This is a genomic window from Paenibacillus caseinilyticus (assembly GCF_027533645.1).
Taxonomy (GTDB): Bacteria; Bacillota; Bacilli; order Paenibacillales; family NBRC-103111; genus Paenibacillus_G; species Paenibacillus_G caseinilyticus.
This window is the reverse complement of the sequence record NZ_JAQAGY010000027.1, coordinates 1-14720: the sequence shown is the minus strand read 5'-3', so window position 1 is coordinate 14720 and position 14720 is coordinate 1. Positions and strand designations below refer to the sequence as shown.

The window sequence follows — 14720 nt, the reverse complement described above, 5'->3', positions numbered from 1 at the left end:
ACACCGGGCTAATGGACTGGCTTACCACGGTGGACCATAAAAAGATCGGAATACTTTACCTGCTGGCAGGGGGGATATTCTTCCTGTTTGGTGGTTTGGAAGCGATCTTAATCCGGATTCAACTGGCTTATCCGGACCAAAAAATCTTCATCGGCGATACATTCAATGCGCTTACGACGATGCATGGTACGACGATGATCTTCTTTGCGGCGATGCCTGTTATTTTCGCCTTTATGAATGCGGTTGTGCCGCTGCAGATTGGTGCGCGCGACGTAGCGTTTCCTTTCGTGAACGCACTGGGTTTTTGGTTGTTCTTCTTCGGTGGAGTGCTGCTTAACACCTCCTGGGTCCTCGGAAGCGTGCCGGCAGCAGGCTGGACCGCTTACCCGCCGCTCTCGGGTCTGGTGCATGGTGAAGCCGGCACGTTCCAAGGCGGTATGGACTTCTATGTGCTGGGTCTGCAGATTGCAGGTCTCGGTACGCTGATCGGCGGTATCAACTTCCTGGTTACGATCATTAACATGCGTGCCCCAGGCATGACTTACATGAGAATGCCGATGTTTACCTGGACGGCATTCATCACTTCGCTGCTGATCCTGTTCGCTTTCCCTGCGATCACGGTAGGCTTGGTTGAATTGATGTTTGACCGGATCTTCGGCGGCGGATTCTTTGATGTCAGCAAAGGCGGTAACCCGGTTCTCTGGGAGCATATCTTCTGGATCTTTGGTCACCCTGAGGTTTATATCCTGATTCTGCCGGCCTTCGGTATTATCTCGGATATCGTCTCGACCTTTTCGAGAAAACGCCTCTTCGGTTACAGCTCCATGGTATTTGCAACAGCTTTGATCGGTTTCCTGGGCTTCATGGTCTGGGCGCATCATATGTTTACAACAGGGATCGGCCCTGTCGGGGACGCGATCTTCGGGGTTGCCACAATGGCGATCGCCGTACCTACCGGCGTTAAAATCTTTAACTGGCTGTTCACCCTGTGGGGCGGCCAAATCCGGTTCACTACAGCAAACATTTTCGCTACAGCCTTTATCCCGACGTTTGTTATGGGTGGGGTTACCGGGGTTATGCTTGCGGTTCCTGCGGCAGACTTCCAGTATCACGATACGTATTTCGTAGTAGCTCACTTCCACTATGTTATCGTCGGCGGTCTCGTACTCGGTCTGTTTGCGGCTTCGTACTACTGGTGGCCGAAGATGTTCGGCCGTCTCCTGAACGAGACGCTGGGCAAGATCCACTTCTGGACCTTCTTCATCGGGTTCCACATGACATTCTTCCCGCAGCACTTCCTGGGTCTTATGGGGATGCCGCGCCGGGTATTTACATATCAGCCGGGGGTCGGATTGGAGACCGGTAACATGGTATCCACAATCGGCGCCTTCCTGATGGGTATCGGTACGATCGTATTCCTTATCAACATTATTGCGACAGCAAGCAAACCGGCTAATGCACCGGCTGACCCTTGGGACGGCCGTACGCTGGAGTGGGCGATTCCTTCACCTCCGCCGGAGTATAACTTCAAGCAGACACCTCTTGTTCGCGGCTTTGATGCTTTCTGGAAAGAGAAGATGGCCGGCAACAAAGAGATGACGCCTGCAGAGCCAGTCGGTTCGATTCATATGCCATCGCCTTCCATTCTGCCGTTTGTTATGTCTGTCGGTCTGTTCATCTCGGGGTACGGGTTTATGTACCACCACTACCTCATCAGCATCGCAGGATTGGTGATCACGTTCGTCTGTATGTTCCTGCGTTCCGTTTATGATGATGCAGGTTTCCACATCGAGCCTGAAGAGCTTAACGATAAGGGGGTTAAGGCATGAGTGCACATCATGAAGTAGGCGGCGCCCTGCCACCTCACGCCGAGACGGCAACGCTCGAAGGCAAGAATAAGGTACTCGGCTTCTGGTTGTTCCTTGGCGGCGAGTGCGTACTCTTCGGTACGCTCTTCGCTTCCTTCATCGCCCTCCGGAACCAAGTGCCGGACGGCCCTACGGGACAGCACTTGTTCTCGCTGGATCTCGTTGCGATCTCTACGTTCATTCTCTTGACGAGTTCTTTGACAAGCGTATTCGCTACGATGGCTTTACACCGCGGCGACTTGAAGAAAGTTCAGCTTTGGATGGCCATTACCGTTCTGTTCGGTCTGTCCTTCCTGGGTCTTGAAGTGTATGAGTTCTTCCACTATGTACATGAAGGCCATACATTTACGAAGAGTGCGTTTGCTTCTTCCTTCTATACGCTGGTCGGTTTCCACGGCGGTCACGTTGCCTTCGGCGTATTATGGATTACGCTGCTGATCATCCAGTCGTTCAAGAAGGGCTTGACGGTCGTAACAGCTCCGAAATTCTACGTAGCAGGCCTGTACTGGCACTTTATCGACGTTGTCTGGGTATTTATCTTCACGGTCGTATACCTGATGGGGAAGGTGGGTCCGTAAATGAGCAGCCAACACCACACGTCTTCGCCAACTGAGCGACACCGCTTGGAAGGCCCAAGGAACCACTACTTGTCCTATCTGATTTCAATCATTTTGACCATGATCTCCTTCGCTGTTGTCCTGTATGGAGGTCTGGACCGGTCGTTTATTATCTTCTTTATCGTCGGCATCGGTGTAGTGCAAGTGATATTCCAGCTTGCTTATTGGATGCATATGAAGGAACGGGGCCACATGTTCCCGATTGCCGGACTCGCCTTCGGCGCTTTTGTAGCTCTATCGGCTGTAGCTGCTGCAGTATACTGGGTTTGGTGGTAAGAGTAGGAGAGGTCGCTTACGATAGTAAGGCGCCTCTCCTTTTATCTATTTTGTTGTTGTCGAAAAATTTCGCAAATTAGACAAACCTTATGATCTTCAGGAAAAGGAAGGAGTTGCTGCTGTCATGTCAACTCATGCCTCTCATAGCAGCCATAGTGCGGATCCTTCGTTTGCCGCGCTGTGGAGTCCCGGCCTGCTGTTGTTGTTCATTGTTGCCGGTATCCTGTATACGCTTGCCGTAGGCCGCTGGCGTAAAGATATACCAGACAGTGAGCCGGTGCCGTTCAAACAAAAGATGTGGTTTTGGATAGGGCTGGCTTTGTGGTATGCTGCTGAGGGAAGCCCTCTTTCTTACTATGGGCATCATTTGTACTTCAGCGTCCATATGTTCCAGCAGTCCATTCTGTATCTCATTATGCCGCCAATTCTTCTGTTGGGCACACCCGCATGGCTGCTTCGTTCGGTAATTCGTACGGAAAAAGCCAAGCGTTTTCTCTGGTGGGTTACTTCCCCTGTACTTGCGCTGTTCTTCTTCAATTTCATCTTCTCCATGTACCATATTCCGATGGTGATGGATTGGCTAATGGCTAGACCGGCTGCGCTATTTGCTTACAAGGCCGTATTCCTGGTCTCCGCTTTTCAATTGTGGTTCCCGGTGTTCACGCCGCTTCCGGAACTAGGAAGAATGTCCGAGCTTAAGAAGATGGGGTATATTTTCTTGAACGGCGTGCTATTAACTCCCGCATGCGCTTTGATCATTTTTGCCGGCAAGCCTATGTACGAGATGTATGCGGCCGTTCCGCCGGAGCTCTTGTACCTGCCTATGGTGGACGATCAGCAGCTGGGCGGCGTCATCATGAAGATCGTGCAGGAGATCGTGTACGGATGGGCTCTCTGGTATACCTTCTTCCGCTGGTATCGTACCGAACGCAGGCAGGATGACGAAGAAGAGCTTACGGAACAGGCGTATATCTCTGCTGCCGGATCCATCAACCGTGCATAGACTTACATTATTCAAGCAGCAGGCTGCCCTACAGCCTGCCCTACATAGAAACGGGTGGAATGTATTGTGAATGTACCCATACTGCCGACGATCTCAACCCTGTTTATCGTCATCAGCGCCATCTTCGTAGCCTTCGGGTGGTACCATATCCTACGGGGGAATCGGGAGACGCACCAAAAATTGATGCTGTGGGGAGCCTTTTTTGCTCTTGCTTTCTTCCTCGTGTATGCGAGCCGGACGATCTTCTCAGGCAACACCACGTTCGGAGGACCGGAGGAACTGAAGCTGGCTTACCATTTGTTCCTGTTCTTTCATATCTTGCTCGCGACGTCTGCAGCGGTATTCGGCATCATTACTCTGCTGCACGCCTTTAATAAGCGATTCGCTAAGCACAAGAAGATTGGCCGCTGGACGGCCGTGATCTGGCTGCTGACTGCACCGACCGGTGTGGTGGTCTATATCTTGCTCTATGTCCTATATCCCGGCGGGGAGACCAAGCCGATGATCGATGCCATTCTGGGCACATAAGTGCAGACAAGTATAAGAACGAAACACACACGCAAAAAACCTGTTGAGTCCTCCATTTGGGAATCAGCAGGTTTTTTTGTGATCACAGCTGGTTGGTTTGCGCCAGGTTTCAGAGATAAGATGACACCGGCATGCCTGCCGCCGTTACTCTCCGATTCGGCTGGAGAGCTCTTCCTTCGTAGTCCACCAGAGCCCCGCGCATTCCGGTACGGTAGGGTTGCCGGCGGCAGCTACCCGATCTGCGAGCTCGCCATCGAAAAAGAACCGCGTCAATTCTTCGGCTTCCTGTGGTGAGTCGAACGTGTAATCGGTCCGGATCCAGCGGTGCTGGAATCCGTACCTGTGCTCCAACTGCCCGTAATAGTTCAGCAGTAAAACTGGCGGGTGAGGGGTCTCATATCCGGTTCCCATGGTCTCCAGGAGAATGACCGTACCGCCAGGCCGAAGGACCCGGTACATTTCGTCCATGGCCCTCTCCAGGTTGAGCTCCCAGTCAGGACTATTGCTGCTGGCCAAATAGCATACGCTCCAACCGGAGACGATAAGGTCTACGGATGCGTTACCTAGCGGGAGGGCGCGATGGTCCGCGGCTGCTGTAACCAAGCGCGGATGATATTCCGTGGGTATGCGCTGGGTGAGTAAATCCAGCATGGCGGCAGAGAGATCGGTGGCAGTCAGACTTCGGGCTTCGGGGACAAGAAAAGAACTGAGACGCCCGGTTCCGGCTCCCATATCGAGAATGTCGAGTCCCCGGTAGGGCCGGATCCGGGAGATCACGTCCGACAGATCCGGCTGGGCAGCAATCATCCGGTGATACTGTGCGGCCTGAGAAGCATAGATTACATCATGGTTTGGCATGGCGAAGCCTCCTTGGGTGTGGTAGAACCCAAGCATAAACCTTAACGTAACGGCAAGGTCAAGTGGCCCTCATCCCGAGCAATCCGGCCGTGCGGGCATAGAGTTCCCTCAGTTCTTGAGGGGACAGCGAGGCTGCCTGGTGTTCGAAGGTCACGTGAAACCGGGAATTGCGTGCGGCCAGATAAGCCAGATAGGCGGCTGCATCTCCATAACCTGGATCCTCGTCTTGTGAAGAGAGGACGGGTTGATGATTATAGAAGCGGTCCTCCGCATACTGTACATTGCTGTAGTGTACGAGATACACGGATGAAGCTGCGGCATCAAGCCAGCCATACGGATCGAAGCCGGCGCTAATTCTGGATGCAATATCAAGCCGCGCTGTATCGACTACCAGCTCGATCTCCGGGTACTTATGGAACATGTCGATACCTGAGCCTTCATAGCCGCCGAAGAAGTCATGCTCGAGCACGATGCGCTGGCCGTAGTGATGCTGAAGTTGGCACAACCCGTCGAACAGCCGATGGGACAGCTCGCGAAAAGCTCGTTCGGAGAGACGGTTCGTATCATACCGCTGCCCTGCTACTGGCAGATTGCTGTAATGAATCCGGTCCATGGGGCCGAATAGGGGAAGGAATGGGTAATGGTAGAGGATGTACTCGGCACCGATCTCTGCGGCCAGCCGTACTTCTTGTTCCACTCTCTGCAGCGCTTCGGCCCGTTCTGCTTCATCCGGGGAAGTGAGTCGGGGCAGCGTATAACCCTTGCCGCCAAGAATAGGTCCATGCACTCCGAATGCCAAATGCTCGGCAGTGCAAAAGGAGCTCAGCTCAAGCAGCGCTTCCCTGTCCTGGAACTGGGAAATCTCCATCCCGCTGATCGGTTCCAAGCCATACCGCTGCCAATCTTCCGGGCGGAAGGAATGCCACATCCCGATCTGGAGACGTCTTCGTCTGATGGTCGATCCCTCCTGCTCTATGTTGACTATAATAGAAAAAGAATGTGGTTTTCACAACGAGGTTGATCCACCCTCATTGTATCATCTGGGATTTCTTGTTTTAATCCCATGATCCGTCATTTAACGAAGCATAGAGAGGGCTGGGTCTGACGCATAGTATGAAGAGGGTATAGTGGCAACAGGGCGTCTTTGCGGTATAAAAAAAGGCTGCCATAGGCAGCCTGAAGCTTCGTGCGGGGAGCGGAGGATTAACGCAGGGCACTGCCGCCAAAGATGAAGCGGTATTCCCAGTGTTTGCCGGCGATCGTATCGATACGCACACCTCCGGAATCCTTGGAGTACGTATGAAGCACTTTGCCGTCGCCGAGATAGATGCCGACATGCGTTATGGTTTGGCCGGCCTTGTTGGTGGGATAAACCGATGCGCTGCCGCCCTTGTAGCTCATGAAGAACATGAGATCACCGGCCTTCAGATTATGCCAATCCGTCGTCGTCTTCCCGATCGCCTTGACATAATCGCCTTGCGAGCGGGAGCTGCTCGGCAGTGTTACGCCGAGCGCATCCTTGAACGCTTGGCGCACGAAGTCCGAGCAGTCAAAGGTACGTGTATTGGAACGGTCCGAGCCGTATTCGTACGGTGTACCGAGATACGCTTTGCCCGCGGCGATAACTTTGCTTACGGCCGCACTGGAATACGATCCGGCGGCGGAAGAAGAAGTGACGGCCGGGGTACCCGTCGGGACGGTTCCGCTTGTGCTGATATACTTGCTGCTAGTGGAGATATAGCCTACCTGGCCGCTAGCGCTGCGCACTTGGTACCAGTAAGCATTGACCTTGCTGAGGATTTCGACGGTTTCGCCGGTTTTAATATATCCGTAGCTGCTTGCGCCCGTATCCGGCTGGCTTCGGAAGTTCACACTGCTCACGATCGAGGCACTGGCTGCATGAGCGTCCTGCGCCAAGAAGGCAGTTGATCCAAGCGTTATCGTAGTGGCAAGCATCATGATCGTCAGTTGCTTTTTCATAGTCCGTATTCCCTCCTGAGTTGTCTAAGTTGAGTGCATTAACAATGGGCTTCGGGCAGTACATATGCAGTGTTGACATCGCTTGTCCCTCCCCCCACAATGGAAGCATGGAGCAGGATAGGAGATGGATGGACAACCATGGATAGTTGGGTCTGGGGACCTCTGGTCATACAACACAGTCTGCTAGTTACGCTATTCTCCGCCGCTGCAGGGTACGGGCTCCTCCGATGGAGGTTGCGCGGTACCGGCATGGGGAAGGCTGTAGGAGAGGGGGTACAGACGGCTCTGCTCTTATGGGTGCTGGTGTGGAAGTTCAGCTTCCTCTTATGGGAGGGAGCGAATGTGCTGGAGCAGCCTGCATCTCTCCTGTACTTTAATGGAGGCATCCGAGGCATAGGACTGGCTGCCATTATATCGGGCTTGTACCTGATTTATGCGGTGGAGCGGAAGCGGCTTGACCGCACCCTGTATATCGATTCGCTGCTATTGGCGCTTTTGGGAGGGTACTCTCTCCGTACCGCCCTCATGCTGCTCATCGATTCGGGTGAGATCGGCGTTCGCGGGCCGGTTGTTCTGTTGGCCGCGGCTTCCGCGCTGATATGGTTACGTTATAAGCCGGGCCCGACACTGCTCTCACCCGTAAGGCGGGCTGCGGGACTCCTTGCGGCTTATGCGCTGGTCATCACCTTGACTGGTTACGTGGGAGAGAAGTCGCAGGCCGGTGTATCTGCTTCGGCAGAGGCCGAGGTCGGCTTGAAGGTTGGGCAGCAGGCCCCCGATTGGGCCCTGGAGGCCCTGGACGGCAGCTCCGTCAGCCTGTCCTCTTACCGCGGCCGCACCGTGATTGTGAACTTCTGGGCGACTTGGTGCCCCCCATGCCGCGCCGAAATGCCGCATCTGCAGACATATCATGCGGCACAGGCAGATGACGGGCCGGTCCTGCTTGGTATCAATGCCACTACGACCGAAGCCAGCGTACCGGTGGTCGCCAGTTGGATCGATTCATGGAAGATCACCTTCCCGATCCTCCTCGATAAAGAGGGTACAGTGACGGATAACTACGGTATCCATTCTTATCCGACGACCTACGTTATCGACGGGGACGGAATCATTCGCTTCAAGCAAGCGGGCCCCATGACTGTGGAGATGCTGGAGGACGCTGCGGCCAAGGCCAAGTGAAGCGCCTCTCTGCCTCTCAAACTATAAAGGCTCAGGCGGGCCCGTATCAATGGGAATTGCCCCCTGACGCTGCGGGAGCCGGGTGGAATCCTTGGCACAGCAACCTTCTTCTATAAAATTTCGCTATAAGGCTATCTTTTCTTTTTAATTGGATTAGCATGGCAGGGCGTGGTAACATAGGGTTATTGACAGGTCACATTGAGCTCATTGGTACATCATTTTAGGGCAAAGGGTGGGATTGTGCGTGGCACAGACGAGCATTATCTTGCGGATTGAGTTGGATCATAACCACATTACATTCGGTGAAGTGGCGGCGACCATAGGAAAAGCGGGCGGGGACATTACGTCCATCGACGTTATTCGCCCAGGCAAGGATTCCTCGATTCGGGATATTACCGTGGATGTGGCCGAATCGGCGGAGTCGGTTGTCGTCGAAGCCCTGAGATCTCATGAGGGGATCAAGCTCATCAACGTGTCGGACCGTACGTTCCTTGCCCATCTGGGCGGTAAAATCAACGTACAGCCGAATCTGCCGATCAAGAACCGGGACGACCTGTCCCGTGTCTATACCCCTGGTGTCGCACGCGTCTGCACGTCGATCCATGAAGATCCGAAGAAGGCTTATTCCCTGACGATCAAACGCAATATGGTGGCCGTTGTAACCGATGGTACGGCGGTGCTCGGGCTCGGTGATATCGGACCTCATGCGGCTGCACCCGTTATGGAGGGGAAGGCGATGCTGTTCAAGCAGCTGGCCGGAGTAGATGCCTTCCCGATCTGTCTGGATACGAAGGATACGGAAGAGATTATTCGTACGGTCAAGGCTATCTCGCCGATCTTCGGAGGCATCAATCTGGAGGATATCTCCTCGCCGCGCTGCTTTGAGATTGAGACAAGGCTGGCGGAGGAGCTGGACATTCCCGTATTCCATGACGATCAGCATGGAACGGCCGTTGTGGTGGTGGCGGGACTGCTCAATGCTCTCAAGGTGGTCGGTAAGCGCATCGACAGCGTACGGATCGTCGTCAACGGCATAGGGGCGGCGGGCGTGTCCATCTGCAAAATGCTGCTGGCTGCCGGCGTCACCCGCCTCGTGCCGGTTGACCGCGAAGGAGCTATCGTGCGCGGCGGAAGCTACCCGTACCCGATGTGGCAGTGGCTTGCGGAGCAGCCGCAGGTCGAGGCGGAAGCCGGGACGCTCAAGGAAGTGCTGCGGGATGCGGATGTCTTCATCGGCGTGTCGCGCGGCGGATTGTTGAACGCAGCGGACGTGCAGACGATGGCACCGGAGCGCATTGTCTTCGCGATGGCGAATCCGCAGCCGGAGATCGATCCGGAAGAAGCGCTGCCGCATGTACGCGTTCTGGGTACCGGCCGCAGCGATTACCCGAACCAGATCAATAACGTGCTCGTGTTCCCGGGAATCTTCCGCGGCGCGCTGGACTGCCGGGCCCGCCGGATCAATGAGCCGATGAAGCTGGCCGCGGCCCGGGCGATTGCCTCGGTGGTTACCGAATCGGAGCTTAACGAGCATTATATCATTCCGAGTATCTTTAATGAGCAAGTCGTCAATAAGGTGCGCCGTGCGGTGATCGAGGCTGCGATCCTTACCGGGACGGCCCGCCGGACACCGAAGGATTTCCGCTAGTATCAAACGACAAATAACGCCTGGTTCCCGTGCGCTGCGGAACCAGGCGTTGTTATTTTGTGAGCCGGACGAGTGGGGGAGGATGCGGATACGGCTTCCCTAAGACCGGTCAGCGGGCTCAGGATCTTCCGAATCGATCCAGGCCTGAGACCATTGTTCCATTCCTTTGAGTACCGCTTCCAAGGCCCGCCCCTTATCCGTCAGCGAATATTCTATGCGCACCGGGATTTCCGGGTATACCTCGCGCTTTACGATTCCTTCGGACTCCAAGTCTTTGAGTCTTTCCGAGAGCAGCCTGCCGCTGATGGGCAGGGCGGATTCCATCGTGCAGAAGCGCTGCGGTCCCGTCAACAGCTGATACACAATGAGCGCGGCCCAGCGTTTGCTGATCAGTTTCATGCCCTTCTCTACTCTTGGGCATAGAGAGAATTGTTCCATATTGCAACCACCTCTTCTTTATATTATACCCAAGTGAAGAGGCCGTAACAATTTTTAATGAGATTACTCCAAGTAGGCTAGTAAAATATGTATAGATGCTGACAAAAGGTGTGATCTGTGCGAGTAGGCGTGGCTATCCTGACCCTGCTCGGCGAAAAGAGCCTCCGAAGCAGGAGGACGGGTCGGCGATGCCTCGCCAGCCCGATCGTCCGCTTCTTAGGGCAAATATATGCGGACGGTATCCCCCAGCCTGATCGTACCGGCCCGCTCAACAGAGCATACAATGCCTCTGCGCTTCTTGGCTGCCTTGGTGAACCGGGAGGCGAGCTCTGGACGCTGCAGAGCTGCGGCGATCTCTTGGCCGGGCGCCTTACAGGGGAGATTCTCCCCCTCGCCGATCAGGCCGCAGGCCTCGGGGAAGAGCAGCCGCGCCCCGAGCGGGAGCAGGGTCAGCTCGGGGTATCCTTCGAGCAGCAGATTGGCGCCCAGCCATTCGGGCCGGACTTCGGAGATGCCGAGCGCTTCCGCGATCAGGGCACATTCCTCGGCGGACACAATCGAAATTTGCCGCCGGTTCGCGATGACCGTACCGCGGGGATAGAAGGACTGCCGGCTGTCAGCTTTGCTCGTGAGACCGTAGTGACGGTCCCCGGGGATACCGCCGAGATCTATCGACATCTCGGGTTCCCGGGCTGTAACGAAGGTTTGAGCTTCCCGGGCGGCTAGAACGGCGGAGACCCGGGCTTCAACATAGGATGGGGCCATGGACAGCAAGCCTCCTTCAGGCGATAGAGAATGGATGTTGTCTAGCGGCATAGAACAAACCCGGCAACCGGGCATAGGAGCCTGGGAACCGGGTCTAAGGGCCTGAAGCGGTTGGAGCTTAACCTGAGAGGCAGCCGATTAGTCAGCCGCTCCTGCAGGCATCACTTCCGGAGAAGTCAGCTTATCGTAGAATTCGGTGAACTTGTCCTTATCTTCGCAGGCCCGGGCCGCCATGGCGGCGCGAGGATGATCGTTCAGCACGCCGGCGATCATGTAAGGGATAATGTAGCCCCACTCCCACTTCTCGCGCATGGACACCATATGCTTCTCGATGATACCGAGAACCGGACGCAGGTCGTACTTCGGATTCTTCAGATGGCTGACGAGCAGCTCCGTAGGACAGTTGCCCGCCGCACGGCCCATGCCGTACACGGAAGTATCGAGGAATTCCACGCCGCGGGCTGCACCCATGATCGTGTTCGAGAAAGCGAGCTGCTGATTGTTATGCATATGCAGGCCGAGCTTCTTGTTCGGAAGCAGGCGCTGGAACTTGGATACGAGGTAGTCGATGTCCTTGTAGTCCATGCTGCCGTAAGAGTCAACGATGTAGACGACATCGACCGGGCTCTTCGCGATTTCTTCGAACGCCTCGTTCAGGTCATTCTCCATAACGTGGGAGAGGGCCATGATGTTGATCGTCGTCTCGTAGCCGTAATCATGGAACTTCTGGACGAGATCCAGTGCCTTGTCCGTATCTTTGATATAGCAGGCTACACGGATCAGGTCGAGAAGGCTCTGGTCGCGGGGCAGGATATCCTTCTCGTCGACACGTCCGATATCCACGAGGGCGGACAGCTTCGTATCGGTCTTCTGAGGAAGCACTTCTTTCAGGAAGTCTTCGTTCAGGAAGCGCCACGGACCCGCATCGGCTCCTTTAAGCAGCTTCGCCGAGTTTTTGTATCCGATCTCCATATATTCGACGCCGGCTTCGCTAAGTCCGTAGTACATGTCCTTTACGAATTGGACGCTGAAGTCCCAGTTGTTGACGAGTCCGCCGTCGCGGATCGTGCAGTCCAGAATTTTGTGATGGTCTCTGGTCATAATCATAGGCTCCTCTCCCGAATCGGGCTTACGCTTTGAAGCTTTTATGCTTTTAAGCGATAAAGTGTTTTATTAATTACTATTTTTACATATTCGATTTGCATTTGTCAATGATAACAAATTCCAATGGGTGAATCAATCGAAAAAGCAAGAGATTCGTCGACTCCTGGAAGGAGTAGACGGGTCGTCTGTGGAAGAAGTCTGGAGAGGAATTTGGCCAAATAGGAAGAACCGGAGGGGACGCGCTGTGCTCGAATATAATATTGCTTTCCTGCGCCGGGGAGACCGGATCTTAATGCTCAACCGGAGCAAACCGCCCCTGCTCGGCTTATGGAACGGAGTCGGCGGCAAGCTGGAGCCCGGGGAGACCCCGCTTGCGAGCGTGCGGCGCGAGATCCGGGAGGAAACGGGATTGGCGCTCGAAGAAACGGCCATTCACTTTGGAGGTGTGGTGACGTGGGAGGTAGACGGACGGATGGCCGGAGGGATGTATGCCTATACGGCTGACGCCGGCATGGCAGGGTTGGAACGTATGCCGCTGGAGACGCCGGACGGCGTTCTGTCCTGGAAGCCGGCAGCCTGGGTGCTCCATCCGGATAACCAGGGCATTGCGGGGCACGTCCGTTACTTTTTGCCGCCCCTTCTGGAGAGAGCGGAGCCTGCGGAATACCGGTGCCTGTTCCGAGAAGGACTTCTTCTGACCTGCGAGCGGCTGCCTCTCGATGTGTCTCTTTATACCTAACTCCCAAGGGGAACCGGCCGAAAAATGAGGAAAAGGGTCGTTGTTCGCCTGTTATGGGTGTGGTATAGTTTTCTTTAAAATGATACATAATGTAGCAAAATTCGGGAGGAATTATTGTTGATGAGACGAATCGCTTCTGTAACGCTGGCAACTTTGCTCATGCTTACCCTATCTCCGCTGCTCGCATCCGGAGCGGAGAACGCCAAGCCGAAGGAAAAGGCGGCTGCGCCCGCCTCCGTGTCCGTGCTGACGGATACATACGGAGGCGTCCGGATGGATGTACAACCGGGAGAGGTCAAGAAAGAGACACCGAAAGACGGGAGGCCGGAGAACAAGATTATCCTTGACCGTGCCAAGCTGAAGGAAGCGTTCGGGCGGCTGAAGGACCAAGGTGCGCAGCAGCCTGCGGTGACCGCGGTGATACCCGCTTCCGAAAGCACCGTGAAGATCCATATCGCAGACGCGGTGCTCGAAGAAGCGCGCCAAGCGGCACCGGGCGCCTTCCTGGTTCTGCAGCTTCCGGAAGTCAGCTACAAGCTTCCGGTCGGTATCTCCGCCAAAGCGGCCGAGGAGCTCAAGGTGCCGGCGGCCAACGTGACGGTCGTCGTGACGATCAAAGCCATGCCCGAGTCGGCTCTCGGAACGGCCAGGAACCGCTTAAGCGAGGCCGGCGCGACAGAGGTGCTGCCGGCGCCTGTGGACTTCAAAGTTACCGCACAGCGTACGAACGGCCAGACGGTGGATCTGACCCGTTCGGGTTCGGCCTATGTGGAGCGGGTATTGACCCTGCCTGCTTCCGTAGATTCCTCTACGGTTACAGCGGTAACCTATGCCAATGGGGAGATCAGCTTCGTGCCTGCGGTGTTCAGCTATAACAAAGCAACCGTGCTGTCCCCGGCAGGGGGATGGTTTACGGTCGTCTCGAGCAAGAAAGAGTTCACGGATACGGCGGGACACTGGGCGGAAGCGGACATTCGTCTGCTGGCTTCGAAGCTCTTGGTCAAAGGGACTTCCGCAACCGAGTTTTCACCGGACAAGCCGGTGACCCGTGCCGAATTCGCCGTCATGCTCTCGCGTGCCTTGGGGCTGTCCGACAACCGGGGAGCGGCGGCCAAGTACAGTGATATCGGCAAGTACACCTGGTTTGCGGGTCCGGTAGGCGCCGCTTCGGCAGCAGGCCTGGTAGAAGGCTATGACGACGGCACATTCAAGCCGAATGCGCGGATTTCCCGTGAGCAGATGGCCGTGATGCTGACCAAAGCGCTGAGCTACGGCAGCAAGCTGCGCGGCCTTGAAGAGTCCCCGGGGAGCGCGGAGCCGGCGCCTGCGGTCTACGAGGACAGCGCCAAGATCTCGTCTTGGGCTGCGGCGCCGGTGAACGAAGCGCTGAAGGCCGGTCTGATGCAGGGCTTGACCGAATCAAAGTTCGCGCCGAAGGAGAACGCCACCCGGGCTCAAGCTGTCGCATTGCTGAAGCGGTTGTTAATCAGCCTGCAACTTATCAATTCGAACTAGGTCCGGTGTTTGTTTGCTCCTGGCTGGTAGACTGCATGAATCAAAGGCGCTCTTCCCTGAGGGAGGAGCGCCTTTGGTTGTACGCCCAGCATGGGCGTCATCTCTAGGGTGAAAGTCCCGAACGGGGGCTGGCGAACGCCTACCGTTAGCCAAGAGCAAGGGTGTCCACCGTGAGGTGGAATCTGAAGGAAGCTGGAGGCAA

At 55.5% G+C, this 14720-nt stretch carries 15 protein-coding genes; 9 read left to right on the top strand and 6 right to left on the bottom strand.

Annotation, left to right across the window (positions count from 1 at the left end; all coding sequences use genetic code 11):
- Nucleotides 1–11: 11 nt before the first annotated feature.
- The 5 genes from ctaD to O9H32_RS27710 all read left to right on the top strand — a co-directional run bounded on the left by ctaD (nucleotide 12) and on the right by O9H32_RS27710 (nucleotide 4292).
- Nucleotides 12–1829 (top strand): cytochrome c oxidase subunit I, encoded by a 1818-nt coding sequence (gene ctaD, locus O9H32_RS27730; RefSeq protein ID WP_269869426.1) that lies wholly within the window; start codon nucleotides 12–14, stop codon nucleotides 1827–1829.
- Nucleotides 1826–2446 carry a cytochrome (ubi)quinol oxidase subunit III gene (locus tag O9H32_RS27725; protein ID WP_269869359.1) on the top strand — a complete coding sequence of 207 codons (621 nt, stop codon included), beginning with the start codon at nucleotides 1826–1828 and terminating at the stop codon, nucleotides 2444–2446. The genes ctaD and O9H32_RS27725 overlap by 4 nt, the downstream gene beginning before the upstream one ends.
- Entirely contained in the window at nucleotides 2447–2761 is a 315-nt protein-coding gene (locus O9H32_RS27720; protein WP_269869358.1) for a cytochrome C oxidase subunit IV family protein, read from the top strand.
- A gap of 124 nt (nucleotides 2762–2885) precedes the next feature.
- Entirely contained in the window at nucleotides 2886–3764 is an 879-nt protein-coding gene (locus tag O9H32_RS27715) for a cytochrome c oxidase assembly protein (RefSeq protein WP_269869357.1), read from the top strand.
- Nucleotides 3765–3830: 66 nt separating this feature from the next.
- A complete protein-coding gene (locus tag O9H32_RS27710; protein WP_269869356.1) occupies nucleotides 3831–4292 on the top strand; it encodes a DUF420 domain-containing protein in 462 nt (153 codons plus the stop codon).
- Nucleotides 4293–4436: 144 nt separating this feature from the next.
- Here the strand turns inward: O9H32_RS27710 and O9H32_RS27705 are convergent, their stop codons facing one another.
- The 3 genes from O9H32_RS27705 to O9H32_RS27695 form a co-directional block, all read right to left on the bottom strand.
- Nucleotides 4437–5150: a class I SAM-dependent methyltransferase gene (locus O9H32_RS27705; RefSeq protein ID WP_269869355.1), complete on the bottom strand. Its 714-nt coding sequence runs from the start codon at nucleotides 5148–5150 to the stop codon at nucleotides 4437–4439.
- Between the two features lie 58 nt (nucleotides 5151–5208).
- Nucleotides 5209–6078, bottom strand: a complete 870-nt coding sequence (locus tag O9H32_RS27700; RefSeq protein ID WP_269869354.1) for a TIM barrel protein — start codon at nucleotides 6076–6078, stop codon at nucleotides 5209–5211.
- Nucleotides 6079–6353: 275 nt separating this feature from the next.
- Nucleotides 6354–7130, bottom strand: a complete 777-nt coding sequence (locus O9H32_RS27695) for a C40 family peptidase (RefSeq protein ID WP_269869353.1) — start codon at nucleotides 7128–7130, stop codon at nucleotides 6354–6356.
- A gap of 249 nt (nucleotides 7131–7379) precedes the next feature.
- Between O9H32_RS27695 and O9H32_RS27690 the strand changes: the two genes are divergently transcribed.
- Nucleotides 7380–8309, top strand: coding sequence for a peroxiredoxin family protein (locus O9H32_RS27690; protein ID WP_269869352.1), 930 nt, complete (start codon nucleotides 7380–7382; stop codon nucleotides 8307–8309).
- Between the two features lie 244 nt (nucleotides 8310–8553).
- Complete coding sequence (locus O9H32_RS27685) at nucleotides 8554–9957, top strand: NAD-dependent malic enzyme (protein WP_269869351.1); 1404 nt, start codon at nucleotides 8554–8556, stop codon at nucleotides 9955–9957.
- A gap of 99 nt (nucleotides 9958–10056) precedes the next feature.
- On the opposite strand, the gene O9H32_RS27680 is transcribed toward O9H32_RS27685, so the two are convergent.
- The 3 genes from O9H32_RS27680 to O9H32_RS27670 all read right to left on the bottom strand — a co-directional run bounded on the left by O9H32_RS27680 (nucleotide 10057) and on the right by O9H32_RS27670 (nucleotide 12261).
- The gene (locus tag O9H32_RS27680) at nucleotides 10057–10395 is read right to left on the bottom strand and encodes a winged helix-turn-helix transcriptional regulator (protein WP_269869350.1); all 339 of its coding nucleotides are present in this window, start codon (nucleotides 10393–10395) and stop codon (nucleotides 10057–10059) included.
- Between the two features lie 216 nt (nucleotides 10396–10611).
- Nucleotides 10612–11160, bottom strand: coding sequence for an MOSC domain-containing protein (locus O9H32_RS27675; RefSeq protein ID WP_269869349.1), 549 nt, complete (start codon nucleotides 11158–11160; stop codon nucleotides 10612–10614).
- Between the two features lie 138 nt (nucleotides 11161–11298).
- Nucleotides 11299–12261: an aldolase catalytic domain-containing protein gene (locus O9H32_RS27670; protein ID WP_269869425.1), complete on the bottom strand. Its 963-nt coding sequence runs from the start codon at nucleotides 12259–12261 to the stop codon at nucleotides 11299–11301.
- Nucleotides 12262–12508: 247 nt separating this feature from the next.
- Between O9H32_RS27670 and O9H32_RS27665 the strand changes: the two genes are divergently transcribed.
- Both O9H32_RS27665 and O9H32_RS27660 read left to right on the top strand, forming a co-directional pair.
- Nucleotides 12509–13003 carry an NUDIX hydrolase gene (locus O9H32_RS27665; RefSeq protein ID WP_269869348.1) on the top strand — a complete coding sequence of 165 codons (495 nt, stop codon included), beginning with the start codon at nucleotides 12509–12511 and terminating at the stop codon, nucleotides 13001–13003.
- A gap of 120 nt (nucleotides 13004–13123) precedes the next feature.
- Nucleotides 13124–14518, top strand: coding sequence for an S-layer homology domain-containing protein (locus O9H32_RS27660; RefSeq protein WP_269869424.1), 1395 nt, complete (start codon nucleotides 13124–13126; stop codon nucleotides 14516–14518).
- The last annotated feature ends 202 nt before the right edge of the window (nucleotides 14519–14720 follow it).

Coding starts and splice junctions, on each gene's coding strand:
- O9H32_RS27700 (WP_269869354.1), bottom strand. CDS start 6,078: ATGTGGCATTCCTTCCGCCCGGAAGATTGGCAGCGGTATGGCTTGGAA.
- O9H32_RS27660 (WP_269869424.1), top strand. CDS start 13,124: ATGAGACGAATCGCTTCTGTAACGCTGGCAACTTTGCTCATGCTTACC.
- O9H32_RS27715 (WP_269869357.1), top strand. CDS start 2,886: ATGTCAACTCATGCCTCTCATAGCAGCCATAGTGCGGATCCTTCGTTT.
- O9H32_RS27690 (WP_269869352.1), top strand. CDS start 7,380: ATGGGGAAGGCTGTAGGAGAGGGGGTACAGACGGCTCTGCTCTTATGG.
- O9H32_RS27675 (WP_269869349.1), bottom strand. CDS start 11,160: ATGGCCCCATCCTATGTTGAAGCCCGGGTCTCCGCCGTTCTAGCCGCC.
- ctaD (WP_269869426.1), top strand. CDS start 12: ATGGACTGGCTTACCACGGTGGACCATAAAAAGATCGGAATACTTTAC.
- O9H32_RS27695 (WP_269869353.1), bottom strand. CDS start 7,130: ATGAAAAAGCAACTGACGATCATGATGCTTGCCACTACGATAACGCTT.
- O9H32_RS27705 (WP_269869355.1), bottom strand. CDS start 5,150: ATGCCAAACCATGATGTAATCTATGCTTCTCAGGCCGCACAGTATCAC.
- O9H32_RS27680 (WP_269869350.1), bottom strand. CDS start 10,395: ATGGAACAATTCTCTCTATGCCCAAGAGTAGAGAAGGGCATGAAACTG.
- O9H32_RS27725 (WP_269869359.1), top strand. CDS start 1,826: ATGAGTGCACATCATGAAGTAGGCGGCGCCCTGCCACCTCACGCCGAG.
- O9H32_RS27720 (WP_269869358.1), top strand. CDS start 2,447: ATGAGCAGCCAACACCACACGTCTTCGCCAACTGAGCGACACCGCTTG.
- O9H32_RS27670 (WP_269869425.1), bottom strand. CDS start 12,261: ATGACCAGAGACCATCACAAAATTCTGGACTGCACGATCCGCGACGGC.